Origin of the sequence: Agromyces fucosus (assembly GCF_004134865.1) — a bacterium.
GTDB classification, from domain to species: Bacteria; Actinomycetota; Actinomycetes; order Actinomycetales; family Microbacteriaceae; genus Agromyces; species Agromyces fucosus.
This window is the reverse complement of the sequence record NZ_SDPO01000002.1, coordinates 1,103,588-1,128,794: the sequence shown is the minus strand read 5'-3', so window position 1 is coordinate 1,128,794 and position 25,207 is coordinate 1,103,588. Positions and strand designations below refer to the sequence as shown.

Annotated in this window: 27 protein-coding genes and 1 pseudogene; 11 read left to right on the top strand and 17 right to left on the bottom strand. The window is 68.7% G+C overall.

Annotation, left to right across the window (positions count from 1 at the left end):
• The first annotated feature begins 9 nt into the window (after window positions 1–9).
• Window positions 10–1,083 carry a Gfo/Idh/MocA family protein gene (locus ESP57_RS10990; RefSeq protein ID WP_129231556.1) on the top strand — a complete coding sequence of 358 codons (1,074 nt, stop codon included), beginning with the start codon at window positions 10–12 and terminating at the stop codon, window positions 1,081–1,083.
• Here the strand turns inward: ESP57_RS10990 and ESP57_RS10985 are convergent.
• The 5 genes from ESP57_RS10985 to ESP57_RS10965 form a co-directional block, all read right to left on the bottom strand.
• On the bottom strand, window positions 1,039–1,689 hold the full coding sequence (locus ESP57_RS10985; protein ID WP_129231555.1) for a DedA family protein: 651 nt from the start codon (window positions 1,687–1,689) through the stop codon (window positions 1,039–1,041). The genes ESP57_RS10990 and ESP57_RS10985 overlap by 45 nt on opposite strands.
• 117 nt (window positions 1,690–1,806) lie before the next feature.
• On the bottom strand, window positions 1,807–3,114 hold the full coding sequence (locus ESP57_RS10980; RefSeq protein ID WP_129231554.1) for a DJ-1/PfpI family protein: 1,308 nt from the start codon (window positions 3,112–3,114) through the stop codon (window positions 1,807–1,809).
• A gap of 4 nt (window positions 3,115–3,118) precedes the next feature.
• Entirely contained in the window at window positions 3,119–3,514 is a 396-nt protein-coding gene (locus tag ESP57_RS10975) for a hypothetical protein (protein ID WP_129231553.1), read from the bottom strand.
• 111 nt (window positions 3,515–3,625) lie between these two features.
• Window positions 3,626–4,264, bottom strand: coding sequence for a response regulator (locus tag ESP57_RS10970; protein WP_129231552.1), 639 nt, complete (start codon window positions 4,262–4,264; stop codon window positions 3,626–3,628).
• The gene (locus tag ESP57_RS10965; RefSeq protein ID WP_056007163.1) at window positions 4,261–5,343 is read right to left on the bottom strand and encodes a sensor histidine kinase; all 1,083 of its coding nucleotides are present in this window, start codon (window positions 5,341–5,343) and stop codon (window positions 4,261–4,263) included. The genes ESP57_RS10970 and ESP57_RS10965 overlap by 4 nt, the downstream gene beginning before the upstream one ends.
• Before the next feature lie 117 nt (window positions 5,344–5,460).
• Between ESP57_RS10965 and ESP57_RS10960 the strand changes: the two genes are divergently transcribed.
• Window positions 5,461–5,943 carry a hypothetical protein gene (locus ESP57_RS10960; protein WP_129231551.1) on the top strand — a complete coding sequence of 161 codons (483 nt, stop codon included), beginning with the start codon at window positions 5,461–5,463 and terminating at the stop codon, window positions 5,941–5,943.
• 62 nt (window positions 5,944–6,005) lie between these two features.
• On the opposite strand, the gene ESP57_RS10955 is transcribed toward ESP57_RS10960, so the two are convergent.
• Window positions 6,006–6,377 carry a hypothetical protein gene (locus ESP57_RS10955; RefSeq protein WP_129231550.1) on the bottom strand — a complete coding sequence of 124 codons (372 nt, stop codon included), beginning with the start codon at window positions 6,375–6,377 and terminating at the stop codon, window positions 6,006–6,008.
• A gap of 109 nt (window positions 6,378–6,486) precedes the next feature.
• Entirely contained in the window at window positions 6,487–7,740 is a 1,254-nt protein-coding gene (locus tag ESP57_RS10950) for an amidohydrolase family protein (protein ID WP_129231549.1), read from the bottom strand.
• Window positions 7,741–7,843: 103 nt separating this feature from the next.
• On the opposite strand from ESP57_RS10950, the gene ESP57_RS10945 reads away from it, so the two are divergent.
• Complete coding sequence (locus tag ESP57_RS10945; RefSeq protein WP_129231548.1) at window positions 7,844–8,320, top strand: MarR family winged helix-turn-helix transcriptional regulator; 477 nt, start codon at window positions 7,844–7,846, stop codon at window positions 8,318–8,320.
• 104 nt (window positions 8,321–8,424) lie between these two features.
• Here the strand turns inward: ESP57_RS10945 and ESP57_RS10940 are convergent, their stop codons facing one another.
• Window positions 8,425–8,784, bottom strand: a complete 360-nt coding sequence (locus ESP57_RS10940) for an MmcQ/YjbR family DNA-binding protein (RefSeq protein WP_129231547.1) — start codon at window positions 8,782–8,784, stop codon at window positions 8,425–8,427.
• A gap of 132 nt (window positions 8,785–8,916) precedes the next feature.
• Between ESP57_RS10940 and ESP57_RS10935 the strand changes: the two genes are divergently transcribed.
• Window positions 8,917–9,693: an SAM-dependent methyltransferase gene (locus ESP57_RS10935; protein WP_129231546.1), complete on the top strand. Its 777-nt coding sequence runs from the start codon at window positions 8,917–8,919 to the stop codon at window positions 9,691–9,693.
• Here the strand turns inward: ESP57_RS10935 and ESP57_RS10930 are convergent.
• The gene (locus ESP57_RS10930) at window positions 9,659–10,243 is read right to left on the bottom strand and encodes a TetR/AcrR family transcriptional regulator (RefSeq protein WP_129231545.1); all 585 of its coding nucleotides are present in this window, start codon (window positions 10,241–10,243) and stop codon (window positions 9,659–9,661) included. The two genes, ESP57_RS10935 and ESP57_RS10930, sit on opposite strands and share 35 nt — an antisense overlap.
• A gap of 76 nt (window positions 10,244–10,319) precedes the next feature.
• Here ESP57_RS10930 and ESP57_RS10925 point away from each other — a divergent pair, with 76 nt between their 5' ends.
• A complete protein-coding gene (locus ESP57_RS10925; RefSeq protein WP_129231544.1) occupies window positions 10,320–10,892 on the top strand; it encodes a dihydrofolate reductase family protein in 573 nt (190 codons plus the stop codon).
• A gap of 42 nt (window positions 10,893–10,934) precedes the next feature.
• On the opposite strand, the gene ESP57_RS10920 is transcribed toward ESP57_RS10925, so the two are convergent.
• Window positions 10,935–11,432: an SRPBCC family protein gene (locus ESP57_RS10920; protein WP_165877440.1), complete on the bottom strand. Its 498-nt coding sequence runs from the start codon at window positions 11,430–11,432 to the stop codon at window positions 10,935–10,937.
• Window positions 11,433–11,535: 103 nt separating this feature from the next.
• Here ESP57_RS10920 and ESP57_RS10915 point away from each other — a divergent pair, with 103 nt between their 5' ends.
• A complete protein-coding gene (locus ESP57_RS10915; protein WP_129231542.1) occupies window positions 11,536–12,009 on the top strand; it encodes a winged helix-turn-helix transcriptional regulator in 474 nt (157 codons plus the stop codon).
• 4 nt (window positions 12,010–12,013) lie between these two features.
• Here the strand turns inward: ESP57_RS10915 and dnaB are convergent, their stop codons facing one another.
• From dnaB to ESP57_RS10880, 7 genes and pseudogenes are all read right to left on the bottom strand, one after another.
• Window positions 12,014–13,387, bottom strand: a complete 1,374-nt coding sequence (dnaB, locus tag ESP57_RS10910) for a replicative DNA helicase (RefSeq protein ID WP_056007924.1) — start codon at window positions 13,385–13,387, stop codon at window positions 12,014–12,016.
• A gap of 475 nt (window positions 13,388–13,862) precedes the next feature.
• Window positions 13,863–14,315 (bottom strand): 50S ribosomal protein L9, encoded by a 453-nt coding sequence (rplI, locus tag ESP57_RS10905; RefSeq protein ID WP_056007140.1) that lies wholly within the window; start codon window positions 14,313–14,315, stop codon window positions 13,863–13,865.
• A gap of 11 nt (window positions 14,316–14,326) precedes the next feature.
• Window positions 14,327–14,587: a 30S ribosomal protein S18 gene (gene rpsR / locus ESP57_RS10900; RefSeq protein WP_022892391.1), complete on the bottom strand. Its 261-nt coding sequence runs from the start codon at window positions 14,585–14,587 to the stop codon at window positions 14,327–14,329.
• Between the two features lie 89 nt (window positions 14,588–14,676).
• Window positions 14,677–15,201 (bottom strand): single-stranded DNA-binding protein, encoded by a 525-nt coding sequence (locus ESP57_RS10895; protein ID WP_056007138.1) that lies wholly within the window; start codon window positions 15,199–15,201, stop codon window positions 14,677–14,679.
• A 98-nt stretch (window positions 15,202–15,299) separates the two neighbouring features.
• Window positions 15,300–15,662, bottom strand: a pseudogene (gene rpsF, locus ESP57_RS10890) (30S ribosomal protein S6); the annotation flags it as partial.
• Between the two features lie 156 nt (window positions 15,663–15,818).
• Complete coding sequence (locus ESP57_RS10885; protein WP_129231541.1) at window positions 15,819–16,628, bottom strand: hypothetical protein; 810 nt, start codon at window positions 16,626–16,628, stop codon at window positions 15,819–15,821.
• Window positions 16,625–18,064: a CCA tRNA nucleotidyltransferase gene (locus ESP57_RS10880; RefSeq protein WP_129231540.1), complete on the bottom strand. Its 1,440-nt coding sequence runs from the start codon at window positions 18,062–18,064 to the stop codon at window positions 16,625–16,627. The genes ESP57_RS10885 and ESP57_RS10880 overlap by 4 nt, the downstream gene beginning before the upstream one ends.
• A 104-nt stretch (window positions 18,065–18,168) precedes the next feature.
• Here ESP57_RS10880 and ESP57_RS10875 point away from each other — a divergent pair, with 104 nt between their 5' ends.
• The 5 genes from ESP57_RS10875 to ESP57_RS10855 all read left to right on the top strand — a co-directional run bounded on the left by ESP57_RS10875 (window position 18,169) and on the right by ESP57_RS10855 (window position 25,201).
• Complete coding sequence (locus ESP57_RS10875) at window positions 18,169–20,619, top strand: DUF6049 family protein (RefSeq protein WP_129231539.1); 2,451 nt, start codon at window positions 18,169–18,171, stop codon at window positions 20,617–20,619.
• Complete coding sequence (gene murJ, locus ESP57_RS10870) at window positions 20,612–22,231, top strand: murein biosynthesis integral membrane protein MurJ (protein WP_056007121.1); 1,620 nt, start codon at window positions 20,612–20,614, stop codon at window positions 22,229–22,231. The genes ESP57_RS10875 and murJ overlap by 8 nt, the downstream gene beginning before the upstream one ends.
• 131 nt (window positions 22,232–22,362) lie before the next feature.
• On the top strand, window positions 22,363–23,337 hold the full coding sequence (trxB, locus tag ESP57_RS10865) for a thioredoxin-disulfide reductase (protein WP_129231538.1): 975 nt from the start codon (window positions 22,363–22,365) through the stop codon (window positions 23,335–23,337).
• A 54-nt stretch (window positions 23,338–23,391) separates the two neighbouring features.
• Window positions 23,392–23,715 (top strand): thioredoxin, encoded by a 324-nt coding sequence (trxA, locus tag ESP57_RS10860; RefSeq protein ID WP_056007113.1) that lies wholly within the window; start codon window positions 23,392–23,394, stop codon window positions 23,713–23,715.
• Window positions 23,716–23,878: 163 nt separating this feature from the next.
• Window positions 23,879–25,201: an aminotransferase-like domain-containing protein gene (locus ESP57_RS10855; RefSeq protein ID WP_056007109.1), complete on the top strand. Its 1,323-nt coding sequence runs from the start codon at window positions 23,879–23,881 to the stop codon at window positions 25,199–25,201.
• Window positions 25,202–25,207: the final 6 nt, after the last annotated feature.

The window sequence follows — 25,207 nt, the reverse complement described above, 5'->3', positions numbered from 1 at the left end:
GTACCGATCTTGTTCCCCACCACGTTCCCCGAAGCCGAGCTCTTCACTCCCGGTACCGATGCACCGGCGCTGCGTTGGGGGTTGCTGGCACCGGGGTGGATCGCGGACCTCTTCGTGTCGGCCGTGCACGAGCACACCGATCAACGATTCGTCGCCGTGGCATCGCGGTCCGCTGAACGCGCCCGATCGTTCTCGGCACAGCACGGTATCGCCAAGGCGTACGACTCGTACGAGCAGCTCGTCGCCGACCCCGAGGTCGACGTGGTCTACATCGCCGCGCCGCAGAGCGAGCACCTCGCACTGGGCCTCCTGGCCATCGCCGCGGGAAAGCACGTCCTCGTCGAGAAGCCGATGGCGACGACCGCCGACGAGGCTCGCGTGCTGGTCGCGGCCGCTCGAAGCGCCGGGATCCTGCTGATGGAGGCGCTGTGGAGCCGCTACCTGCCGCAGACCTCCGTGGTGCGCGCGCTCGTCCGCGACGGGGTGCTCGGAGACATCCGCTCGATCGCCGCTGATCACGGCCAGGCCATCCCCGACTACCCGCATCACCGCCTCCACCGCCGCGAACTCGGCGGAGGGGCACTGCTCGACCTCGGCATCTACCCCGTCCAACTGGATTCGATGGTGCTGGGCGCGCCGACCTCGATCACTGCGATCGGCGGCCTCCTCGACACCGGCGTGGACGCCTACTCGACGCTCGTGCTCGGACACGGGCCTTCCGTCCAATCCACCCTCACCACCACGCTCGTGGTGCGCACCCCGTCGACCGCGGTCATCGCCGGCACCGCGGCGAGGCTCGAGATGGCCGGCTCGTTCTACATGCCGACCACCCTCCGCCTCGCGGACAACGACGGCAACGCTCTCGTCTGGAACGACCCCACCGGAGTGACGTCCATGGCCGGGCTGTCGTGGGAGGCGACGGCACTGGCGCGATTCGTCGGCCAGGGTCGAACCGAGTCGCCCGTGCACACCCTCGATGAGACCGTCTCGATTCTCGAGACCCTCGACGAGGCGCGCCAACAGCTCGACGACGCGGCGTCAGGCCCCGCTCGTCCTGACGAGGTCGTCCGAGGTGCTGCGTGAGGCAGTTGTCTCGCGTCGCCGACGGGCCGCAGTAAGGCGGTCGATGACCAGCCCGATCACGAGGGCGAAAGCCACGCCGATCACGGCGCTGAGCAACGGCCGGCCCTCGAGCCACTGGCCCGCCACGATCCCGATCGTCGCGCTGTACACCGCCCACGTCACCCCGGCGACGGCGCTGATGGGCAGGAAGCGGCGCCAGGGATAGCGCAACGCACCCGCCGACATGTTGACGACGACGCGGCCGACCGGGATGTAGCGGGCACCGAGGATGACGGGCGTGCCCCGCTGCACCAGCGCTCGCTGAGCACGAGCGAAGGCCGCGGAGACCCGCGGAACTCGCATCCAGCGGAATCGCGTCGTGCCGACTGCGCCGCCGATCGCGCACGCGATGTTGTCGCCGATCGTCGCACCGATCGCCGCGACGAGGCACAGCAGCAGCAGCGTGGAGGGGTCGCCGGCGGATGCCGCGACGGCGGCGGCGGCCACGAGCACCATCTCGCTCGGGATCGGCGGGAAGAAGCCGTCGATGACGGCCGTCGCGAACATGATGAGGAGCAGCCAGGGCGACGCCGCGGCCTGCAGGATGAAGTCGTTGAGAACGTCCACATCTCGACGCTATGAACGCCATCGTCGTCGGCGCATCGGTCCGCGGTATCGCCCGCCTGGTACTTCGGAGTGATCTCCGCACGTCGCGGGTACCCGCGTCGTACGGTGCCGCGACGCTCAGCCGGTCTCCCGACGACGCCTCCGGGCGCGGAGGAGTGCGAACACGCCGACCGCGATGAGCACGCCGAGGAGGGCGAGGGCGACGGGCCGGATCGTCTCCGCCCACGGCCAGACCGGACCCTCGAGCGTCAGGTCGTCGACGGGGTACTCGAGCACCTTCGCAGTCCATCGCGCAGTGGCCGCGTCGGTCGTTCGGGCGAGGTCCTCCAGCACCGTGTCGAATGCGAAGCCCGCCTCCTCGTGTGGCCGCTGCACCGGCTCCATCCCGGGGAGCGCGTCGTGCCCGGTCGTTCCAGGCAGGACGAGCCGGTCGAGCCCGAGCCCGATCCCGTCCGCACGCGGCACGAAGGTGAGGCCGTGCCGAGACTGCACCGGTCCGGGTCCCACGGCGACGGTGTCGACGGCGAGCGATTGACCGTATGTGTCGAACACCGAGGCGAGCTCGATCTCGCCCACCCCGTCGGTGAGTTGGACGCCGACGTGCGGCCGGTCCCAGCCGAATGCCGTGTTGAACGCCACAACCGCATCGGATGGCGCGAGCCGCGACTCCTCGATGGGTGCGGCGCCCTCGGGGTCGTAGTGCGGCCACTCGATCGCGCGTGCCGCCTCGGCAGCAGCATCCCCGCCGACGAGGCGATCGACGACGTGCAGGGTTCCATCGATGCCCGACAGAATGCCGGCGGTGCTGACGAAGTCGCCGTCGTCGACGTACCTCGTGCCGCGATCCCATTCGACCGCCGGGTACGTGTCGGCCCATTCGTCGAGTCGCAGCCAGTGCGCAGTGGCCCGGTGGCCGTCGAGGAGCCCGGCCGAGGCGACGACGGCCGCCCCGTTGCAGATGCTGAGGATCAGCGTTCCGCCGTTCGCTTGCCGTTCGAGCCAGTCGGTGACGGGCTTCGTCGTGGGCCGGCCGACATCGGGCATCGCGGGGACCACGATGAGATCCGCCGGCCCGCCCACGAGATCTTCGAGCTCTGCGAAGGTGAGGTCGGGCACGAGGTCGAGTCCGCCGGTCAATGGCAGGGGGTTCGCATCGGATGCCACGGTGTAGACGTTGAAGGCACCCGTCGTGGCGAGGATCTCGTAGGGGGCGAGCGTGTCCGACACGACGGCGCCCCTGCCACCGACCACGACGACGGCCGTGGGCAGGGCCGGGTCGTATTCGGCCGGCGCGGGCGGCGGGGATGCGCCGTCGGATCGCGGCTCGTTCAGGGCGAGGGCGCCGACGACAGCGGGGGCGCCGAGCGCTGCCGGAAGCACCGCCGCGGCGAGCAGGAGCACGATGACTCGGAGGAAGGCACGCATTCGATCACCACCCGTACTCGCGCCGGCGGCGCAGCATCGCGATCAGCATGGCCGGCAGCATCAGCACGTGGCCGGCGGTCATGAGCCCCATCGCCGACAGCGCCCCCACCCAGTGGAACGGGAGCAGCACGAGGAACGACAGGTACATCGCCGCGGTCATCTCCGCGATGGCCGGCAGACCGTGGCCGCGGATCCGCATCCACACGGCCATGCCGATCGACATGTCGGTGGCCATCACGAGCACGTGCGCGGTCGTGTTCTCTGTGAGTCCGGGCCACGCCCAGGCCCAGATCTGGCCCAGCACGACCATCCCCAGCACCATGGCGATCACCATTTCGAGCCCGTGCAGCGCGAACCGCCACACCGACGGCCGTCGTCGGGTCATCGTTTCGTGGTTCATCTCGACTCCTCTCGGAATTCCAGCGTTCGGATACCGGAATCCTCCGAGAGTCGGAGGGGTGCGTCAGGTGCAGAAGGTCATGCCTCGGGTCACGTCTCGGCTGTGACCCCGTCAGAGGATGCCGACGTCGCGAGCGCGGAGGGCCGCCTGCGTGCGGTCGCGCACGTCGAGCTTGGCCAGCACGCTCGTGACGAGATTCTTCACCGTGCCTTCCGCGAGGTACAGGGCCCGGGCGATCTCCCGGTTGCTGCGCCCGTCGGCGAGCAGCCGAACCACCTCGACCTCACGCTCGGTGAGCGGATGCTCCGGCGCCGGTGCTTCCTGCGGCAGCTTCGCCACTCGTGCGACGACCTTCGCAGCCACCGACGGCTGGAGGACGGACTCGCCTCGATCGGCCGCGCCGAGGGCTTCGACGAGCTTCGCAGAGCTGACGTCCTTCAGCAGGTAGCCGATGGCGCCGGCACGTAGTGCCGCGAACACGTCCTCATCGTCGTCGAAGGTCGTCAGGGCGAGTACCCGTACATCGGGTTGCTCGGTTCGGAGTCGCGCGGTCGCTGCGATGCCGTCGAGCACCGGCATCCGGAGGTCCATGAGCACGACGTCGGGACGCAGCTGGCTGCTGCGCCGCACTGCCTCCTCGCCGTTGCCGGCCTCACCGACGACCTCGATTCCCTGCTGTACCTCGAGCAAGGTCGTGAGCGCTTCGCGGAAGAGCGCCTGGTCGTCGGCGACGAGCACGCGGATCGTCACCCCGGGACCTCCACGGTGAGGGCGAGTCCGGCGGAGCCGGCCGGGCCGAGCGAGACCCGTCCGCCGAGATTCGCCATCCGCTCTCGCAATCCCGTGAGACCGAACCCGTCACCGGGGGCTTCGGGCAGGCCCCTGCCGTCGTCGCGTACCTCGAGCCTGACGTGATCCTCATCGGAGAAGTCGAGCACGACGCTCGTGCTGCTCGCCCCGGCGTGCTTGCGGACGTTGGTGAGGCCCTCCTGGGCGGCCCGGAACAGCGACTCGTCCACCTCAGCACGGATCGCCCGTGGTCGGCCGACCACCTCGAGCTCGGTCGGCACGCCCGCCTCGGTCGCCTCCGCGGTCAGCGTCTGCAGCGCCTCGGCCAGCGCGGGGCGATGCTCGCGCAGGGCCGACACAGATCGCCGCACCTCGGCGAGGGCCTGACCCGACTGATCCTGCGCCGTCGCCAGCATCGCATCGAGTCGCTCCGGCTCGGCGGTGCGGATGACCGCGCGAGCCGCCTCGAGTTGCATCTGCACGACCGTCAGGTGGTGTCCGACCCCGTCGTGGATGTCGCGCGCGAGCCGGTTCCGCTCCTGGATGACGGCCAGCTGCTCGGCCTGGGCGGCGTAGCCGCGCAGGCGCTCGTTGGCGTCGGCGAGCTCGGCCCGTGCCTTCTGCTCCCGCACGAGGAGCCACGTCACGACGAGCGTGAACATCGTGACCGCGAGGGTGCCGAGTCCTTCGCGGAGCCCGCCCTGCCAGTCCATGCCGAGATGCACCAGCGGAATCACGGCGGCGACAACCGCGGCGACGGGCAGCGGGAGGAGCAGGACGCTCTGCGACACGAGCACCACGAGCAGCAGGATCGATCCGACCGCCGCACCCGACAGGGAGAACAGCACGAACCCGAGAGGCAATTGCACGGCCACGTAGGCCACAGCCCACCAGATCGAGCGGCCCTGAACGAAGCGGAACCCGAAGATCGCGAGCAGCGTGAATGCGAGTCCGACGAGCAGCGTCGGGAGCGGCTGCTGCTCGAAGCTCGCAGACCCGAGCGGCAGCGTCACGTACGCGACGACGGTGAGGATGGCCATGGCCCACTGCACTGTTCCACTGTGCGGGTCTGCGGGCGTCTGGTCAACCGTCGGCCGCTCATGCCTCGAAGGCGGAAGCTCCTTCACCTGATCGTCGAGAACTGCAAGGCTGGGCCCGTGAGCATCGCATCGGCGGACGAAGCCGCAGCCTTCGCAGGAAACTCGGCCCTCGGGCCCGACGGCTCCGTTCCACCTCGTATCCGCATCCGTTGGGGCTGGTTCTTCGGGTGCATCGTGCTCGGCCTCGCTGCGATCGTCGCCGGGTGGTTCCTCGTCTCGCCCGCGAGCCGACTCGGCTACGTCGGCGGTGTGCTCGCCGGCATCGGCACCACGCTCCTGCTCGTCGGCGTCGTCGTGCTGCTCGAGCGTCGCATCGTCGGCTCCGCAGTGAAGGTCGTACAGGACGCCACCAAGGAGGCGCGAATCAGAACCAACGAGGAAGTGCGCGCTCAGATACGCGACTTCGAAGACCGGGTCGCCGGAATCTGGGAGACCGGCACGCCGGCGGCCGCCGCGGAGGAGACGCTGCGAATGAGCGATGAGTTCACGAAACGCGTGGTCGACACCTACACCGATGACGGCAACGCCCGTTCCAGGTAGGGCGATGGCGTGCCGAGGCATCCGAGGTGGTCCGCGACGCACCTCGGATGTCGCGGGGCAGGTCAGCGCCTGCTGGTGTACCGGGCTGCGCCGATGATGACCGCCAGCGCTGCGCCGAGCGCCGAGACCAACGGCACGGCGACCACCGCGAGTGCGATCGTGTTGGGGCGGAACCTCAGTCCGTCGGGGCCTCCGATGTACGCCCCGATCGGCACCGAGTACCCACCGCCACCGCCACCGCTGCCCTCACCCCGACCGGCCGGGGTCTTCTCGGATGCCGGCATGTCGCCGGAGCCCTCGCCCCCGCCGAATCCGAACGCCACGAGGGCGACGGGCACGAGTTCCTGCCCGTCGACCGTGGTCTTCTCGCCGTATGCCACCTTCGCGCCCCACGCGGGCACCGATTCCGCCAGGTTCTCGATGAGCTTCGCCATGGTTCGACGCTACGCGCGATGTCCGCGCGCGGCTACCCTTCAGGGTGTCGGGATGACGTCGGTTCGAGCGTCAGCACGAACGCCGGCTACGCGTCCCATGGGCCGCCGCTCAGACGGCCGGCTGACGGACGCCGCGACGCCAGACGTCGCGGAGGTTCAGCGTGTCGCTGATCGTCGTGGTCGGATCGCCGTCCACGAGGAGGAGATCGGCGCGCTGGCCCGCCGCGATCGTGCCTCGATCGGTGAGACCGAAACGACGAGCCGTCACCGCCGTGGCAGCGCTGAGCGCAGTCGTGGGCGCCAGGCCGGCATCGACGAAGTACTGCAGTTCCTGGTGCACGCTCGCGCCGTGAGCGAGCCCGCCGAGGAAGGGCAGCGGCTGGGATACGTCGGTACCGATGAGGAGATCGACTCCGGCGGCGTCGAGAGCTCGAACGGTCGCCAGCACATCCTCGAGCCGACCCTCCGGGTAGTGGTTGAAGCTGCTGCGCAGTGTCGAGTCCCACTCCGGGGTGAGCTTGCCGGCGACCCGCGGGTCGTCAGCGAGCGCCGAGCCGGTGATCCCCATCATCGAGGCGTCGAGCACCACGCAGGCGACGACGAAGGCGCCGGACCGTGCGATGGCGTCGATGATCTCGGGGGAGTGGGGTCGGTCCATGAACAGGTGCGCCAGGCCGTCGATGCCGGCCTGGATGCTCATCTGGGTGGCCTCGATGGTGAGCGCATGCGCCACGGTCAGCATTCCGAGTCGGTGGGCTTCGGCGACGCCGGCGTTCAGCGTCGCCTGGTCGAGCATGGGCAGTCCGGGGTGTCCCTCCACGCTGCCGTCGTCGACCATGAACTTGATGTAGTCGGAGCCGGCGCGAGCGAGCTGACCGACGACGTCGACGGCCTCCTCCGGCGTCGTGACCTTCGCGCGCACGATCGGGTCGACCCGGTCGGGTGTGCCGGGGCGGCCGCCCGGACCGCCACGACCTCCGCCTCGCTGGGGGTTGAAGTCCTTGGGGAAGAGCTCCTCCGGGTGCCCGCCGGGCGGGGTGAGACCGAACCCCGCGGAACGCACGTCGGCCAGGGTGTCGTCTCCCGTGATGTGTGCGCGGTCACGGGCGGTGTTCGCCCCCTGCATCTCGAGCTCCGTCGTCACGCCGAACTGCAACGCCATCCGGAGTCCCGCGGTATCGGTGTGCACGTGGGCATCGATGAGCCCGGGCAGCAGAGTCGCTCCGGGTGCCTCGATGATCTCCGCATCGCCGGGCGCGTGATCGCCGATGGACTCGATGAGCCCGTCCGCCAGGACCACCGTCTTCGGACCAAGACTCGTGGCGCCGTCGAAGACCCGTCCGGCCACAATTGCAGTACGCATACGACTTTCTCACCAATCCATGCACGAGAGCCCAGCCGATCGGCGGGCTCATATACGTGTATGTTAGCACCTATGTGCAGATTGCACGCACTTGGGAGGTGTCATGACGAGTGACGACCCCGCCGAAGCATCCGCTGCCGGCGACGACCAACTCCTCGATTCCATCGGGACGGCCTTCTCGAGACTGCGGCGACGCACGAGCAGCGTGCCGATCGGAGCGCCGGTGGCTCGGACGGATGTCCGGCGCGATCTCCTCCTGGCGATCGTCGAGGAGTCGGACGGACAACTGAGCGTCAACGCAGTGGCAGCCGCCATGGGGATGGAACGAACCGCGGTCAGCCGGCTCGCCGGCTCATGCGTCAGCGACGGACTGGTCGAACGCGTGGCATCCCAGACCGACGGGCGCAGCATCACCCTGCGTCTCACATCGCGAGGGCACGAGGTGCTCGCGAACTCCCGGCATCAGCAACGCCGAGCGTTCGAATACATCACCAGGGACTGGGACGACGGCGAACGACTGGAGTTCGCCCGACTGCTTCACAAGTACGTCGCCGCGTCGAACCAGCACGCATCCGACTAGAACCCTGCGGACGTGGCGACTCTCGGCGCCGCGCGCAGATGTCAACGGCGCCGAGTCCACCGCTTCACGTCAGCGTGCAGCGCCGATGGGCCTCGCGTCGGACCTCATCGCGGACCCATGGGATGGGCGAGATCGTAGGCGCGGGAGACCTTCGCCGGGACGACCATGCGCCAGGCATCGACGACGAGCTCGCGGGCCTCGGCGGGTTCAAGGGCCGCGAGATCGGCATGGACCCAGTTGAAGCGCAGATCCGAGTCCGAGGGCATCTGGAACTTGCGCGGATTCCCCCCGACGAGCGCTGCCCGCTCCTCTTTCGGGAAGGCGAACCCCATCACGCTCTCGTCGAGCGAGAACGCGACGTAGACCAGCTGACCGACCCGGAATTTCAATCGCCCGCGGACGTAGGCAAGGTAGGAGCGCTCCAGCTCCGTGCCCAGCGCCCGAACGTCGTCGATGACCGCCATGTCCACAGTCTCTCAGTTCGAATTGGCGGAGTCCTACGCGCTCGACCCGCTCTCCGCGATGCAGGCGCAGGCGCAGCCCTGGCCCTGGCACTGCCGGAATGGGCGTGCCACGATGTGCGTGGAGGGGGCACTGTGGACGAGGTCGCGTACAAGTCATTGGCGTCGGTGTACGAGTGGCTGGTGCCAGATGCCAAGGCGTCCCCGGCGGGCAACGCGCAGACGTTCGAGACGGTGACGGCCGGGCTCGAGCCGGGGGCGCAGATCCTGGACTGCGCCTGCGGGATCGGGTTGCTGGCGGTGGGGCTGGCTGAGGCCGGGTTCCGGGTCACTGCGTGCGATGCCAGCCCGGCGATGGTCGAACGGACCGAGGCGCTTGCTCGCGCGCACGGAGTCGAGGTGTCGACGCGCGTCTGCCGCTGGGACGAGCTACCCGACCAAGGCTGGCAGGACCGGTTCGACGCGGTGTTCTGCGTCGGGAACTCGCTCGCGCACGCGGTCGGACGCAGCGGCCGGCGCGCCGCACTCGACGGCATGGCATTCGTGTTGGCGACGGGCGGAGTGCTGACGCTGACCTCCCGCAATTGGGAGCAGATCCGCTCGGGTGGCAGCAGGCTGGACGTCTGGGACCGGCTCGTGGAACGTGCCGGCCGCAAGGCAGTGGTGGTCTACTCCTGGCAGGTCCCACCTTCATGGGACGCCGAACACCACCTGCAGATCTCCGTGGCAGCACTCCGGGACGATGACCAGCTGCCGGTGACGACCGAACTGCTGTCGATGTGGCCCTTCCGCCACGACGAACTCCTCGCCGATGTCGCGGCCGCGGGTCTCAGCCTGGAAGGCTCCAGCTACAACGCGACCCAGCCGCAGTATCTCGTCACCGCTCGGCGACCCGCGGCACCACAGCCGTGACGATCGTGTCGACGATCGCCGCGACGGCATCGGTACCCAGCAGTTCCGGCATCGTGAGGTGATCGAGCAACAGCCCGCTCATCGCGAGGTAGAGCACGAGCGCGGTCGACCGGTCGCCTGGGAAGCCGTGGTCGACGTGGTCCGAGGTCGCTACGGCGAGGTTGCCGGCGAACTGCCGGGTCACGGTCGGCGCGACGTGAGGATTCCTGGTCGCCTCGAGCCGCAGTTCGAAGAGCGCGAGGTGCGCGGCGCGATCGGCGAGCGCGCGTTCGACGAGCCACATCATGAGCCCGCGTTCACTTTCGCGCGTCGGCTCGGCAGCCATGCGGGCCGCGGCCTCGACCGGGTCTGGCGCGAGCCGGATGAAGACGTGCTCGGCGAGTTCGCGGAGCAGTTGGTCGCGTGACGCGAAGTAGTTCGACGCGGTACCCGGCGGCACCGAGGCAGCCCGGTCGACCGCGCCGAACGTCAGTCCGCGGCCGCCCTCGACCGCGATCACCTCGACCGCGGCATCCAGAAGGCGATGCCGTCGCTCCGTGTTCCTCGCCATCGCGTGATCTCCAGCCCTTGACTCGCCGACCACTATGACTATAGTGATTGAATTCCGTTCCCGACACGAAGGACCCATGCGAAACCTCACGTACTACATCGCCCTCTCCGTCGACGGCTTCATCTCCGGCCCCGCTGACGAGGTCGACTTCTTCCCCGGCTCCGATGACTACATGGCCTGGATGGCCGGCGACTACGGCGACGCCTTGCCCAGCCATGCTCGAGCACAGCTCGGCATCGCGGATGCCCCACTCACGCGCTTCGACACCATCGTGATGGGTCGCCGCACCTACGAGCCCGGTCTCCAGCTCGGCATCACCTCGCCGTACTCGCACCTGCGCCAGTTCGTCGCCTCGAGCACCCTCGAGCAGCTCGATCCGGCGGTCACGATGATCGCGAGCGACCCGATCGCCGCCGTGCGCGCCCTGAAGCAGGAGGACTCGCCGCTCGACATCTACCTCGCGGGCGGCGGCGTCCTCGCGGGCCAGCTGCTCGACGAGATCGACCGGCTCGTCATCAAGCGCTACCCCGTGGTCGCCGGAGCCGGCAGGACCGCCTTCGGCCCCGAGTTCAGCCCGACCGCGTTCGCGCTCGACGAGGTGCGCTCATTCGAGGGCGGAAACGTCGTCGAGTGGTACTCCAAGATCTGAACGGATGCCGCGGCATCGGCCGCCGACGCATGAGCACCGCCTTCACACGTAGATCGCGACGAGCTTGTCGAGGGACTCCTCGAGGCCCTTCTTCGAAAGCGCGAGCTGCTCGGGGTCGGTGTAGCCGAGTTCGGTGACGGTGAGTCGCGTCGCGTCGCCGTCGCCGATCGACTCGAATGCGATGACGTGCCGCACGTCGCGCGGGATGCCCGCTGCCCCGATGGTCGCCGGGTCGATCGTGGCGCCGTGCTCGTCGGCGATGTTGTGGATGAACTCGAGGCGGCGCGGTGCGTCGACGAGCGTGTACGCCCACGTGCTGTACAGCGCCGGGAACCCCCAGTCGGGGGCGGTCATGCACACGAGGGACGTGCCGCCGACGCGCACGTCGAGCTCGGCGACCGTGCAGGTGAAGCCGGTCGGGCCCCACCAGCGAAGCACCCGGTCGGGTTCGGTCCACGATTTCCAGGCCGCCTCGATGGGGGCGGGGATGTCGCGGCTCACGACGAGATCGTGCGTCTCGTGCTGGGTCGTGTCGTTCATCGTGGCTCCTCCGCTGTAGGCCGCCGCCGCGGCATCCGTTTCACTTCGATGATCGAAGCGTAGTTTACTTTGATGATCAAAGTCAATGCCGTAGACTCGACGCATGAAGCGAGCTGAAGGGCGGTCGACCTGCCCCACCAACTTCACCGTGGAGACCTTCGGCGACAGTTGGTCGCTGCTGATCATGCGCGACCTCCTCACACTCGGCAAGCACACCTTCGGGGAGTTCCTTCGGTCCGAGGAGCGCATCGGGCCGAGCGTGCTCGCCGACCGCCTCGCCCGACTCGAGCGCAGCGGAATCATCGTGCGCACCCCGAGCGAGACGGATGCCCGCAAGGTCACCTACTCGGCGACGGAGCGCGGCATCGCGGCGATCCCGCTCTTGTACGAGGCGGCGCGATGGGGCATGGGCGGCGTTCCCGTCGAGGAGGACGATCCGTGGGAGGCGGTCATGGCGATGGACCGCCACGACGTGCTCGACGCGTGGGAGCAAGCCGTGCGCGAGGGTGGTTCGCTCTTCGGAGACGCGGAGAGCGCGTTCGCGCGGCTGAGCGACGGGGCACGCGCGGTCGCGTGACGGATTACCCCTGCACCATGTCGGCAAACCGCGAGAAGTGGCCGTGGAACGCCACCGTGATCGTGCGGGTGGGGCCGTTGCGGTGCTTGGCGACGATGAGGTCGGCCTCGCCGGCGCGGGGGCTGTCGCGTTCGTAGGCGCTCTCGCGGTGCAGCAGGATCACCATGTCGGCGTCCTGCTCGATCGAGCCCGACTCGCGCAGGTCGCTGATGGCGGGCATCTTGTCGGCGCGCTGCTCGGGGCCACGGTTCAGCTGCGAGAGGGCGATGACCGGCACCTGCAGCTCCTTCGCGAGCAGCTTGAGCGCACGCGAGAACTCCGAGACCTCTTGCTGGCGGCTCTCGACGCGCTTGCCGCTCGTCATGAGCTGGAGGTAGTCGATGACGACCATCTTCAGTCCGACCTTCTGCTTGAGACGGCGGCACTTCGCGCGGATCTCGACGAGCGTCATGTTGGGGGAGTCGTCGATGTAGAGCGGTGCGTCGTTGATGCGCCCGCGGGTCGCCGCGATCGTGGTCCAGTCGCGCGAGTCGACGGTGCCCTTGCGCATCATCTGCAGCGGCACGGATGCCTCGGCGCTCAGCAGGCGCATCGCAATCTCGCTCTTGCCCATCTCGAGCGAGAAGAAGACCGACGGCTGGCCGTTCGTGATCGACGCGGCACGTGCGAAGTCGAGCGCGAGCGTCGACTTTCCCATGGCGGGTCGCGCCGCGACGATGATCATCTGGCCGGGGTGGAACCCGTTGGTCAGGTCGTCGAGGTCGGCGAAGCCGGTCGGCACACCGGTGAACTTGCCGTCGGTGTGCTTGGCCGCCTCGATCTCGTCGATGGCGACGGTCACGGCCTCGGAGAGCGGCACGTAGTCTTCGGTCTCGACCGAGCCGGTCACGGCGTAGATCTCAGCCTGGGCGTTGTTGACGAGGTCGGTGACCTCGCCCTCGCCCTGGTAGCCCATCTGCACGATACGCGTGCCGGCCTCGACGAGGCGGCGCAGCATCGCCCGCTCGGCGACGATCGACGAGTAGAAGCCGGCGTTCGCCGCGGTCGGCACGATGCTCGTGAGCGTGTGCAGGTACTCGACGCCGCCGGCGCGCTGGAGGTCGCCGGTCTTGGTCAGCTCATCAGTGACGGCGATGACGTCGGTGGGCTCGCCGTGCGAGTAGAGGGTGAGGATCGCGTTGAAGACGACCTCGTGCTTCGGCACGTAGAAGTCGACGCCGCGCACGGTCTCGATGACGTCGGCGACCGCGTCTTTCGAGAGCATCATGCCGCCGAGCGCGCTCTGCTCGGCGAGGAGGTCGTGGGGAGGAACGCGTTCGCCCCGTCGGGCGTCACCGTCGTCGACCGGTTCAGCGAGCCCGATGTGCGCGATCGACAACTTCATGACCTCCGGTTCGGCTCAAGCGGGTGAGCGACCCGCGCCCACGACCCAGTGTCTCGGAGGCCGCTGACACAGCTGGTCGACCGGGATTTCGAACGGGGTGGAATGGACGCTGCTTCACGATAGGGAAGCCGGTGTGCACAACACAACCCAGCCTGTGGATAACTCTGGGGACAATCTGGGCGAAACGCCGTGGAATGTGTGCACTTCGCCTGTGGATAACTGTGGAAACTCGGTGAATTACACGGGTTGAATTCAAGTCTGACCGGGTTTTATATCTACTCACACCTGTGGGGGAAAACTTCTTTGGAAGTCCACCGCACCTGTGCGTCGACCTGTGTACAACCATCACAGGAAACACCGATACGACTTGCGCGCACCACGCCGGCGGGTGTACGCGACACGGCCCGCGAACACGCGAAAGCGGCGGCCGGGCCGAGGCCCGAACCGCCGCTTCCGTGCGTTCTGCGAACTACTTCGCTGCGACCACCTGAAGGGTGATCGTCGCCGAGAGCTCGTCGTGCAGACGAACCGTCGCCTCGTGATCGCCGACCGCCTTGATAGGGGTCGTGATCTCGATCTTGCGCTTGTCGAGCTCGCCGAGACCGGCGGTCGCGACGGCAGCCGCGACATCCGAGGTCTTGACGGAGCCGAAGAGGCGCCCGCCCTGGCCTGCCTTGACGGCCAGCTTGACCTTCGTCGACTCGAGCTTGGCCTTGACGGCCTGCGCGTCTTCGAGCGAGTGCAGGGCGCGAGCGGCGCGAGCCGCCTTGATCTGCTCGACCTGCTTCTCGCCACCGCGCGACCACGCCACAGCGAAGCCCTGGGGAACGAGGTAGTTGCGAGCGTAACCGCTCTTGACCTCGACGACGTCGCCGGCCGTGCCGAGGCCGGTGACCTCGTGGGTGAGAATTACCTTAGCCATTGTCGTGCTCCTTAGCGGCCAGAGCCCGAGTAGGGCAGAAGGGCCATCTCGCGTGCGTTCTTGACGGCACGGGCGATCAGGCGCTGCTCCTGCACGGAGACACCGGTGATACGGCGGGCGCGGATCTTTCCACGCTCGGAGATGAACTTGCGGAGGGTCGCGACGTCCTTGTAGTCGATGACACCGACCTTGATGGACTTCGCCGGGGCGGCGTTCTTCGCGCCCTTCCCGCGGGTCGGCTTGCGGCGATCGCCGCTCGACTTTCCAGCCATTGTCTTTCCTGTCTATTGAAAACGATTCGAGCGAGCGGATGCCTGCGGCATCCGTTCACCGGCCGTTGCGCCTGTTGAGGACGCCGGGCCTAGAAGGGGGTCTCGTCGCCGTAGCTCGTACCGGGGGTGTTCCAGACGTCTCCGCCGCCGCCACCCTGAGGGGCTGCTGCGGGGGCGCTGGGTGCCCACGGCTCGTCGGCACCGGCGCCGCCCCCGAAGGAGCTGTTGCCGCCGCCGACACCACGGTTGGACTGTGCGCGAGTCACGGACGCGGTGGCGTAGCGCAGGCTCGGGCCGATTTCATCGACCTCGAGCTCGATGGTGGTGCGCTTCTCGCCTTCCTTCGTCTCGTAGGAACGCTGCTTGAGACGCCCGGAAGCGATGACCCGGGATCCCTTGGTGAGTGAACCGGCCACGTGCTCGGCGAATTCACGCCAGACGCTCGCGCGCAGGAACAGCGCTTCGCCGTCCTTCCACTCGTTCGCCTGACGGTCGAACGTACGAGGAGTGGAAGCGATGGTGAAGTTGGCAACCGCGAGGCCGTTCTGCGTGTAACGCAGCTCGGGATCTGCAGTGAGGTTGCCCACCACGGTGATGATGGTCTCGCCGGCCATGAGGACTAGTCGTCCTTCTTGGCCGCGGCGGGAGCCGCGGCGACGGCGGCAGCAGGGGCAGCGGCGACGGCAGCTGCAGGAGCAGCAGCCTTCGCGCCGGCCTTCGCCTGGGCGGCGGCCTTCTTCGCGGCCTTCGCCTCCTGGGCCTTCGCGTGAGCGGCGACCTGGGCGATGCCCTCTTCGGCACGGAGGACCTTGGTGCGCATGACGGCTTCGCTGAGGTTCAGCTGGCGGTCGAGCTCATCGGTGGTCTTGGACTCGGCGGTGAAGTCGACGACGGCGTAGATGCCCTCGTTCTTCTTGTTGATCTCGTACGCCAGACGACGACGTCCCCAGATGTCGACCTTGTCGACACTGCCGCCATCGTTTCGGATGACGTTGAGGAACTTGTCAAGGCTGGGAGCAACGGTGCGCTCATCGATCTCGGGATCGAGGATAACCATCAGCTCGTATTGGTGCATGACTAACCCACCTCCTTCGGACTCAAACGGCTACAGGATCTCTGCAGCAGGAGGGTTGTACATACGTCACGCCATGGAGGCCGCACATTCGCGGCACACGGGCAACCTTGACAGCATAGCGGATGCCTCGTACCCGCGCCATTCGACCGGGACGGGTCAGACGTCGGCGATCTTCTCGCCGATGGAGACCGGCCACCACGCGGCATCCGCACCGAAGCGCACGACCGCGAGCCCGCTCGTCGCGCCGGCCTTCACGAACACGCCTTCGAGTCGGGTGCCCGGCTGCGGCACGCCCGGCGCGGCAGTCGCCTGGGCCGTCAGCACGAGTTCCCGGCCGGCCGGGATGCCGTCGATGGCCGAAGCCGGCACCGCGCTGATGTCGATCGCGGTGTTCTTCGGGGTCGCGGCCTTCTTCTGGTTGACGACGCGCACGTTCGTCGACGTGACCTCGACCGCGAACTCGGGCGTCCGCGACGTGTCGAAGCGCGCCAGACGGATGGTGCCGGCGATCGAACGGACGTACGCGATGAGGCCGCCGGCGAGCACGAGACCCCCGGCGATGCCCCAGAACCAGCCCCAGAAGTCGATGGGTGCGGGCGCATCGAACGAGACGCGCTCGGTGCTGGTGTTCAGGTACACCGTGACGTCCCCGAGCTGCTCGTCGTCAGTCGCGAGCGTCTCGCGGTACTGCGTGCCGGCGTACTCGAACTCGACCACGACCGCGCGGACCTCTTCGAGGTGACGGCTGCGGCGCGAGCCCTGCGTCTGCATGACCGTCGTCTCCTCGACCGCGACGCCCGAGACCGGCTCGGTGCGCTCGGTCGCCTGCGCGACGACCGGGCCGACGAAGACCAGGGACCAGAACCCCACCCCGAGCATGAGCACGACAGCCCAGAGCAGGTGGAAGCGCACCCGCGCCTTCGTGAAGGTCGAGAGGTGGGAGCGGTCGATGGTGGTCGTGGTCATGCGTGCGGTTCCTCGCGCGAGGCCCACCAGGCGAGCAGGCGATCGGTCGCGGCATCCGGGCCGATGGGGCCCTCGTCGAGCCGCACCTCGAGCAGGTACCGGTACGCCTCGCCGACGACCGGGCCGGGCGGAACGTCCAGCAGCCGCATGATGTCGGCGCCGTCGAGCTCGGGCCGCACCGCGGCGAGCTCCTCCTCCTCGGCGAGCACCGAGATGCGCTCCTCGAGGTCGTCGTAGGCGAACGCGAGCTGGTCGGCCTTGCGGCGATTGCGGGTCGTGACGTCGGCCCGCGCGAGGATGTGGAGGCGCTCCAGCTGGTCGCCGGCGTCGCGCACGTACCGGCGCACGGCGGAGTCGCTCCACGCGCCGTCCGTGTACCCGAAGAAGCGGAGGTGCAGCTCGATGAGCCGCGAGACCGCGGCGATCGTGTCGTTGTCGAAGCGCAGCGCGCGGAGGCGCTTGCGCGCGAGCTTGGCGCCGACCACGTCGTGGTGATGGAAGCTGACCGCGCCGCCCGCCTCGAACCGCCGCGTCGCGGGCTTGCCGATGTCGTGCAGCAGAGCTGCGAGGCGGAGGACGAGGTCGGGGGAGTCGAGCACGCCGCGCTCGATCTCGTAGTCGATGGCCTGGTCGAGCACGGTGAGGCTGTGCTCGTACACGTCCTTGTGACGGTGGTGCTCGTCGCGTTCGAGCGAGAGCGCCGGCAACTCGGGCAGCACGCGCTCGGCCAGGCCCGACTCGACAAGCAGCCGGATGCCGCTGCGCGGGGACCTCGAGAGCAGCAGCTTCGTCAGCTCGTCGCGCACGCGCTCGGCCGAGATGCGGTCGATCTCGGCGGCGAGATCGGTCATGGCCTGCTCGGTCGCCTGCTCGACCGTGAACCCGAGCTGGGCCGAGAATCGTGCGGCACGGAGCATCCGCAGCGGATCGTCGCCGAAGGACTGCTCGGGAGCCGCGGGGGTGCGCAGCACCTTCGCCACGAGATCCTCCACGCCGCCCGACGGGTCGACGAGCTCGAGCTTCGGCAGGCGCAGCGCGAGGGCGTTGACCGTGAAGTCGCGGCGCGTGAGGTCGTCTTCGAGGCTCGAGCCGAACACGACCTCGGGCTTCCGCGATGCGCCGTCGTACGCATCGGCGCGGTACGTCGTGATCTCGACGGTCTCGCCGGCGATCCTCGCCCCGATCGTGCCGAATGCGCGACCGATGTCCCAGTGGGCCTCCGCGATCGGCTTCACGATCGCGAGGATGGCGTCGGGCGTGGCATCCGTCGTGAAATCGAGGTCGTTGACCGGCCGGCCGAGGAATGCGTCGCGCACCGGGCCGCCGACGAGGGCGAGTTCGTGGCCGGCTGCCTCGAACGCCGCCGCCAGTCGCGAAACGGTCGGCGAAGCCGCCAGCTCGCCCAGCCGGTCGAGGGCTGCCGCGACACTCTGCATGCCCCCATGTTAAGCGTCCGGCGAAGGATGCCCCGGTCGGCGCTGCCCGAAGCGCCTGTGGATGCCGAGCGAATGCCCGGGTGCCACGCCGTAGAATCGCCAGCATGGTGCCCGAGTCGAACCCTGCGCGCCGCCGGTGCTCACGGGTCGAATCGACGGATGGCGCCCAGCGGTCGCCCTCGTCGCCCTCGTCACCGCTCCGCGGTCGGTCCCGCCGACACGGCCTCACCGCCTTCGGCGCGGCGATCGCAGCGGCGTCGATGCTCGCGGCGGCCCCTCTGGCGGCGAACGCCGCCTCCCTCGCCGTGACGAGCGCATCGGCCGCCGCGCACGGCGCCCGCTCCATGCCGACCGAGACCCGTGAGGTGACCGAGGTCATCCTGCGGGTCGCGCCCACGATCGCGACGAGCATCGCGACCGACGCACCCGTCACCTTCGACGTGGAGATCGAGAACGCGACGTCCGAACCCGTCGCGGCGGGCACCCTCCGACTCGTACGCTCGGCCGCGCCGATCGACGACACCGCAGAACTCGACGCGTGGCTCGCCCAGGCACCCGACGCCGAGGCACCCTCTGCTGAGGCCCCGGCCTCCGACGCCCCTGCGGCTGAGGCGGCGGAACTCGACGGCGTCGACGTGGCCGACGTCCCGTCGACGACGGTCGCCCCCGGTGCCGTCGAGGTCGTGTCGATCACGCTCCCGCCCGAGGCGATCGACGCCCTCGACGACTCGCCGGTGCTCGGGTTCGGTGCCGAGCTCTTCGTGGGCGGCACGGTCGTCTCCTCCTCCACCGAGGTCTTCGCCAACGCGGCCGCGCCGGTCACGAGCTCGACCACGGTCGCACTCGCCGTTCCCGTGACCGTCCCGGCATCCGCAGCAGGCCTGCTCGGCGCCGACGACCTGGCCACCTGGACCTCGCCGTTCGGACTCCTGTCACGGCAGCTCGACGCCGTCGAGGGGCGCCCGGTCGCGATCGGCATCGACCCGCGCATCATCGCGTCGGTCCGCGTGCTCGGCACCTCGGCGCCGAGCACCGCGACCTCGTGGCTCGAGCGCCTCGCCGGCCTCCCGAACGAGATATTCCCTCTCGCGTATGCAGATGCGGATGTCGCGGCGCAGGCGCAGCTCGGCGTGCCGGCCCTGCTCGGTCCGACGTCGTTCTCCGACGTGCTCGATCCGGCGAACTTCTCGGGCACGGCCGATGCGGCGGGCGAGAACCCGGGGGAGCCGGCCGACGGCGACGCCGTTCCGAGTGCCACCCCGGTTCCGACCCAACCGGCGGCCGGTGAAGTGCCGACCACCGAAGACCTGCTTGCATGGCCCTACACCCGCACGGACATCGCGTGGCCCGCTGACGACACGATCACCGCGGGCGATCTCGCGTTCCTCGGCACGGCGGGGCTGACCTCGTCGATCCTCGCGCCCGGCAACGTCGTTCCGGCGGAGCAGTGGGTGAACGCCGCCTCGAATGTCGACGGGTCATCGGCCGTCGTCGCTGACGGCCGACTCACCGCTCCGCTGCGCGCGGCGACCGAGGCGGTCAGCGACACCGAGTGGCGAGCGGCAACGGGCCGGCTCGGTGCCGAACTCGCCCTGCTCGACGACGGCGGCGCGGACCAGCCCGCGACGCTGCTGGCGACCCTCGGTCGCGGCGCAGGCACGCAGTCGGCGCGCGTGTCGGCCACCCTGGACGAGCTCGCCGCGAATCCGCGCGTCACCCCGGCATCTCTCACCGACGCGATCGGCGCACCTCCCGTCGCGCGAACCCTCGTCGATGAACCCGAAGACCGCCAGCGCATCGACAACGTCGACCGCATCCTCCGCACCGATGCGAACGTGACGGCGTTCGCGACCGTGCTCGACGACCCCGAAGATATCACCGGCCCGACCCGACGCGACGCCCTCGCGCTGCTCGACGTCGCCTGGCTCGACGACCGACCGGCGTGGGATGCGGCGGTCGGCGAGTGGCTCGTGGCGCAGCGCCGAACCCTCGACGCGGTCTCGATCGTGCCCAGCAGCCCCATCAACGTGGTGTCGTCGGAGACCGGCGTACCCACCACCATCCTCAATGCGCTGCCCTACCCCGTCACCGTCGTCGTCGACGTCAGGCCGTCGAACGGCCGACTCGTCGTCGAAGATCAGGTCGAGGTCGAGATCGACCCCGAGTCGCGGAGCACCGTCACGGTGCCCGTCGCCGCCGGCATCGGCAATGGCGAGGTCACCCTGACCGTCTCGCTGACCTCACCCGAGGGAGTGCCCGTCGGCAGTCCCGTTTCGATCCCCGTCAACGTGCAGGCCGACTGGGAGGGCCTCGGCGCCGCCATCATCGGCGTCATCGTCGTCGTGTTCTTCGGCGTCGGCATCTGGCGCAACATCCGCCGCCATCGCAAGCGGAAGGCTGAGGCTGCGGAGACCGAAGAGAACGACGACGCGGATGCCGCGGTCGAGACGGATGCCGCCGAGCCAGCCGAAGCCGATGGGTCCGCACGGGTCCCCGAGGCCGAGCAGACCGTCGCACGCGGCGACGAGCAGGGAGACGGACGCCGCGATGGCTGAAGACCGAATCGGGCGGGCGAGCGCATTCCTCGCATCGGGCACGATCGTCTCGCGCATCCTGGGGTTCGTGAAGGCCGCGCTGCTCGCCGCCGTCATCGGTGCGGGTGGTGCCGGCGCGAACGCATTCGCGGTGGCGAACCAGTTGCCGAACACCATCTACGCAGTCGTCGCCGGCGGTGTCCTGAGCGCGGTGCTCGTGCCGTTGATCGTCCGCTCCGCGGCGCATCGCGATGGCGGAGTCGCCTACATCAACAAGGTCATGACGCTGGGCTTCGTGATCCTCGCGGCGGCGGCCCTCGTCGCGACACTGCTCACGCCACTGCTGACGGCGCTCGTCGGCTCGCGTCTGACCGACGGTGTCTTCGCACTCGCCGTCGCGTTCGGGTACTGGTGCCTGCCGCAGATCTTCTTCTACGGCATGTACTCGCTGCTGGGTGAAGTGCTGAACGCCAAACGCGTGTTCGGGCCCTTCACGTGGGTGCCGGTGCTGAACAACGTCGTCGCCATCGCCGGACTCGCCGTGTTCGCATTCGTCTTCGGCTCCGACCCCGACGGTCTGCGCACCGCCGGCGAGTGGTCGCCCGGCATGATCGCGCTCCTCGCCGGCAGCGCGACCCTCGGCGTCGCCATCCAGGGCCTCGTGCTCTTCTGGTTCTGGAGGCGGGCGGGGCTCCGGTACCGCCCCGACTTCGCCTGGCGCGGTGTCGGACTGCGGTCGACCGCCGGCGTCGCCAGCTGGACCTTCGGCATGCTGCTGCTCACGACGATCGCGGGCTTCGTCGAGACCTCCGTCGTCGGTGTCTCCGCGGCATCGCCCGACGAGGCTTCGGTCAGCATGCAGCAGACCGCCTGGTTGATCTTCATGCTGCCGCACTCGGTGATCACCGTGTCGATCGCCACCGCCTACTTCACGCGCATGAGCGAGCACGCCGCGACCGGCGACCTCCCGAAGGTCCGCGACGACCTCTCGAGCGCCGTGCGCGGGGTCGGCGTGATCCTGATGCTCGCCACGGCGGTCCTCATGGTGTGCGCCTTCCTCTTCGCCCGGGTGTTCTCCTCGGTCGAACCGCTCGTGTTCGCTGGTGGGGCGCTGGTGCTCGCCTATCTCGTCGGCCTCATCCCGTTCAGCGTGCTCTTCGTCGTGCAGCGCACCTTCTACTCGCTCGGGGACACGAAGACGCCGTTCTTCATCACGCTCGTGCAGGTCGTGCTGATCATCGCCGGCACGTTGGGCTGCATCGCCCTGCCCAGCGCTTGGGTGGCATTCGGCATCGCCGTGGTCATCACGGTCGCAGGCACCATCCAGGCGGTCCTCGCCGTCGTCCTGTTACGTCGCCGCATCGGCGCGCTCGACGGTCGACGCATCTTCATCGCCTACGGCCGGTCGGCTCTCGCGCTCGTGCTGCCCGTCATCGTCGGCCTCGCCCTGCTCTGGGCGCTCGGTGGAACCTCGTTCGACGGTTACGCCTTCTCGAGCATCTTCAGCGCGATCCTGTCGATGGCCATCATCGGCGCCTCGATGAGCATCGTGTACTTCGCGGTGCTCTGGATGCTGCGCTCGCCCGAGCTTCGCGGGTTCGCCGCCCCGCTCATCACCCGCCTCAAGCGCTGAGCCCACGCGGCATCCGTCACACGCTGTACCGCGGGGCTGCGGCGGAATAGTCGCCGCTTAGACTGTGTTGAGCATCTCGTGGCATCCGATTCGTTGAATGCTACGAATCACCAGCAACGACGGGAGCGGCTTTGCGCGACATCATCATCATCGGCTCGGGCCCGGCCGGATTCACGGCCGCGATCTACGCCGCACGCGCGCAGCTGAAACCCCTGCTCATCGCGAGCTCGGTCGAGATCGGCGGCGAGCTGATGAACACGACCGAGGTCGAGAACTACCCCGGCTTCCCCGAGGGCATCATGGGCCCCGATCTCATGACGAAGTTCCAGGAGCAGGCCGAGCGGTTCGGCACCGAGGTCGTCTACGACGACGTCGTCGAGCTCGAACTCGACGGCCCCGTCAAGCGCGTCAAGCTGGGCAACGGCGACGAGCACGAAGCGGCTGCGGTCATCTACGCGACCGGCTCCGCCTATCGCAAGCTCGGCCTCCCCGAAGAAGAGGTGCTCTCCGGCCACGGTCTCTCGTGGTGCGCGACGTGCGACGGCTTCTTCTTCCGCGAGAAGACGATCGCCGTCATCGGCGGCGGCGACTCCGCGATGGAGGAGGCAACCTTCCTCACCCGCTTCGCCAGCAAGGTCTACGTCATCCACCGTCGCGACTCGCTCAAGGCGTCGAAGATCATGCAGCAGCGCGCCTTCGACAACGAGAAGATCGAGTTCATCTGGAACTCCGAGATCGCCGCGATCCACGGCACCGAAGCGGTGACCGGCGTCACCCTGCGCGACACCGTGACCGGTGACGAGCGCGGGCTCGACCTCGACGGCCTCTTCGTCGCGATCGGCAACGACCCGCGCACGCACCTCGTGCACGGCAAGCTCGACCTCACCCCTGAAGGCACCATCGCGGTCGAGGGCCGCACCTCGAAGACCTCGTTGCCGGGCGTCTTCGCCGCCGGCGACGTCATCGACCCGCACTACCGCCAGGCGATCACCGCTGCCGGTTCCGGCGCGGCCGCCGCGCTCGACGCCGAGCACTACCTCGCAGCCCTCGGCAACGAGAACGCCGCCGAGGCCGTGCTCGAGACCGAGTTCGCCGTCATCACCTGATCAAGCGCTGCTCCGCGGCATCCGATCACCCAGACTTCACCAAAGGAGAACGCAATGACTGCACGTGCAGTGACCGAGGCCACCTTCGAGCAGGAGGTCCTCAACAACGAGAAGGCCGTCCTCGTGGACTTCTGGGCCGAATGGTGCGGCCCGTGTCGCGCCGTGAGCCCGATCCTCGACCAGATCGCGACGGAGCACGCCGACAAGCTCGACATCGTCAAGCTCAACGTCGACGAGAACCCCGGCCTCGCGATGAAGTACCAGATCACCGCGATTCCCGCGTTCAAGGTCTTCGAGAAGGGCGAGGTCGTCAAGACCGTCATCGGCGCCAAGCCGAAGCCCGCACTCGAGGCCGACCTCGCCGCCTACATCTCGTAGTCGGCGGTCGAATTCCAGACCCGTCCGGCGAAAGCCGGGCGGGTCTTTCGCGTCTCCGGCGCCGAGGCGACAGACGAGCGGATGTCGCGGCGCACGACCCCGAACGACCACCCCGGAACCCAGCAACTACAGTGGAAACCCTGAACAGAACGGAAGCAGCGCAGTGACATCTGACGGCGTCCCCCAGCGGACCGGCAACAATCTCGACCCTTGGTACGCGAATTACGCCGAGCGAGCCGCCGGGCTGGCCGCCTCCGAAGTCCGAGCCCTGTTCGCCGTTGCCTCACGACCCGAGGTCGTCTCGCTGGCCGGCGGCATGCCGTACGTGTCGGCGCTGCCGCACGACCTCATCACCTCCTCCATGGAGCGGGTCATGCGTGAACGCGGTGCCGTGGCGCTGCAGTACGGTTCCGGGCAGGGGATTCCCGAGCTGCGCGAGCAGATCCTCGAGGTCATGTCGATCGAGGGCATCCGCGGCAGCGTCGACAACGTCGTGACCGCGACCGGCTCGCAACAGGCCCTCGATCTCGTCGCCAAGCTCTTCATCGATCCCGGAGACGTGATCCTCGCCGAATCGCCGAGCTATGTCGGGGCACTCGGCATCTTCCGCTCGTACCAGGCGAATGTGGCGCATGTCGCGACCGACGAGCACGGACTGATCCCCGAGGCCTTGCGGCAGACGATCGCGGCACTTCGCGGACAGGGCCGCCGAATCAAGTTCCTGTACACGATTCCGAACTTCCACAACCCGGCCGGCGTCACGCTCTCCGCCGAACGGCGGCCCGAGATCCTCGAGATCTGCCGTTCGAACGAGATCCTCGTGCTCGAGGACAACCCCTACGGTCTGCTGCACTTCGACGAGCCTGCGCCCAACGCGCTCCGCTCCCTCGACCCCGAGGGCGTCATCTACCTCGGCTCGTTCTCGAAGACGCTCGCGCCCGGCTTCCGGGTCGGATGGGCGCTCGCTCCCCACGCCATCCGCGAGAAGCTGATCCTCGCGGCCGAGTCCGCGATCCTGTCGCCGAGCTCCTTCAGCCAGATGGTCGTGTCGGAGTACCTCGCGACCGCCGACTGGCGCGCGCAGATCGACACCTTCCGCGGGGTGTATCGCGAGCGCAAGGACGCGATGATCGAGGCGCTGGGGGAGTACCTGCCGCAGCTCAACTGGACCAATCCCAACGGAGGGTTCTACGTCTGGGTCACGATGCCCGATGTCCTCGACTCGAAGCAGATGTTGCCGCGGGCGGTGAAGGAACTCGTCGCGTATACGCCCGGAACGGCATTCTTCGCCGACGGGCGGGGTCGCCACGCGATGCGACTGTCGTTCTGCTATCCGACGCCCGACGCGATCCGGCTCGGCATCCGCCGACTCGCGACCGTGATCAACGGCGAACTCGACCTGCTCGACACCTTCGCGGGAACTGGCCCGCTGCAACTGCCTTCGAGTGCGGGGTACGACTCCGCGCCACCGTCCGACCTGAAGTAGTGGAGA

Excerpts from the sequence above, each read along its gene's own strand:
- ESP57_RS10980 (WP_129231554.1), bottom strand. The coding sequence starts at position 3,114 with ATGCGTGCCTTCCTCCGAGTCATCGTGCTCCTGCTCGCCGCGGCGGTG.
- ESP57_RS10975 (WP_129231553.1), bottom strand. The coding sequence starts at position 3,514 with ATGAACCACGAAACGATGACCCGACGACGGCCGTCGGTGTGGCGGTTC.
- ESP57_RS10965 (WP_056007163.1), bottom strand. The coding sequence starts at position 5,343 with ATGGCCATCCTCACCGTCGTCGCGTACGTGACGCTGCCGCTCGGGTCT.
- ESP57_RS10955 (WP_129231550.1), bottom strand. The coding sequence starts at position 6,377 with ATGGCGAAGCTCATCGAGAACCTGGCGGAATCGGTGCCCGCGTGGGGC.
- ESP57_RS10950 (WP_129231549.1), bottom strand. The coding sequence starts at position 7,740 with ATGCGTACTGCAATTGTGGCCGGACGGGTCTTCGACGGCGCCACGAGT.
- ESP57_RS10945 (WP_129231548.1), top strand. The coding sequence starts at position 7,844 with ATGACGAGTGACGACCCCGCCGAAGCATCCGCTGCCGGCGACGACCAA.
- ESP57_RS10940 (WP_129231547.1), bottom strand. The coding sequence starts at position 8,784 with ATGGCGGTCATCGACGACGTTCGGGCGCTGGGCACGGAGCTGGAGCGC.
- ESP57_RS10930 (WP_129231545.1), bottom strand. The coding sequence starts at position 10,243 with ATGGCGAGGAACACGGAGCGACGGCATCGCCTTCTGGATGCCGCGGTC.
- ESP57_RS10925 (WP_129231544.1), top strand. The coding sequence starts at position 10,320 with ATGCGAAACCTCACGTACTACATCGCCCTCTCCGTCGACGGCTTCATC.
- ESP57_RS10920 (WP_165877440.1), bottom strand. The coding sequence starts at position 11,432 with ATGAACGACACGACCCAGCACGAGACGCACGATCTCGTCGTGAGCCGC.
- ESP57_RS10915 (WP_129231542.1), top strand. The coding sequence starts at position 11,536 with ATGAAGCGAGCTGAAGGGCGGTCGACCTGCCCCACCAACTTCACCGTG.
- rplI (WP_056007140.1), bottom strand. The coding sequence starts at position 14,315 with ATGGCTAAGGTAATTCTCACCCACGAGGTCACCGGCCTCGGCACGGCC.
- rpsR (WP_022892391.1), bottom strand. The coding sequence starts at position 14,587 with ATGGCTGGAAAGTCGAGCGGCGATCGCCGCAAGCCGACCCGCGGGAAG.
- ESP57_RS10895 (WP_056007138.1), bottom strand. The coding sequence starts at position 15,201 with ATGGCCGGCGAGACCATCATCACCGTGGTGGGCAACCTCACTGCAGAT.
- ESP57_RS10885 (WP_129231541.1), bottom strand. The coding sequence starts at position 16,628 with ATGACCACGACCACCATCGACCGCTCCCACCTCTCGACCTTCACGAAG.
- ESP57_RS10880 (WP_129231540.1), bottom strand. The coding sequence starts at position 18,064 with ATGCAGAGTGTCGCGGCAGCCCTCGACCGGCTGGGCGAGCTGGCGGCT.
- ESP57_RS10875 (WP_129231539.1), top strand. The coding sequence starts at position 18,169 with ATGGTGCCCGAGTCGAACCCTGCGCGCCGCCGGTGCTCACGGGTCGAA.
- murJ (WP_056007121.1), top strand. The coding sequence starts at position 20,612 with ATGGCTGAAGACCGAATCGGGCGGGCGAGCGCATTCCTCGCATCGGGC.
- trxA (WP_056007113.1), top strand. The coding sequence starts at position 23,392 with ATGACTGCACGTGCAGTGACCGAGGCCACCTTCGAGCAGGAGGTCCTC.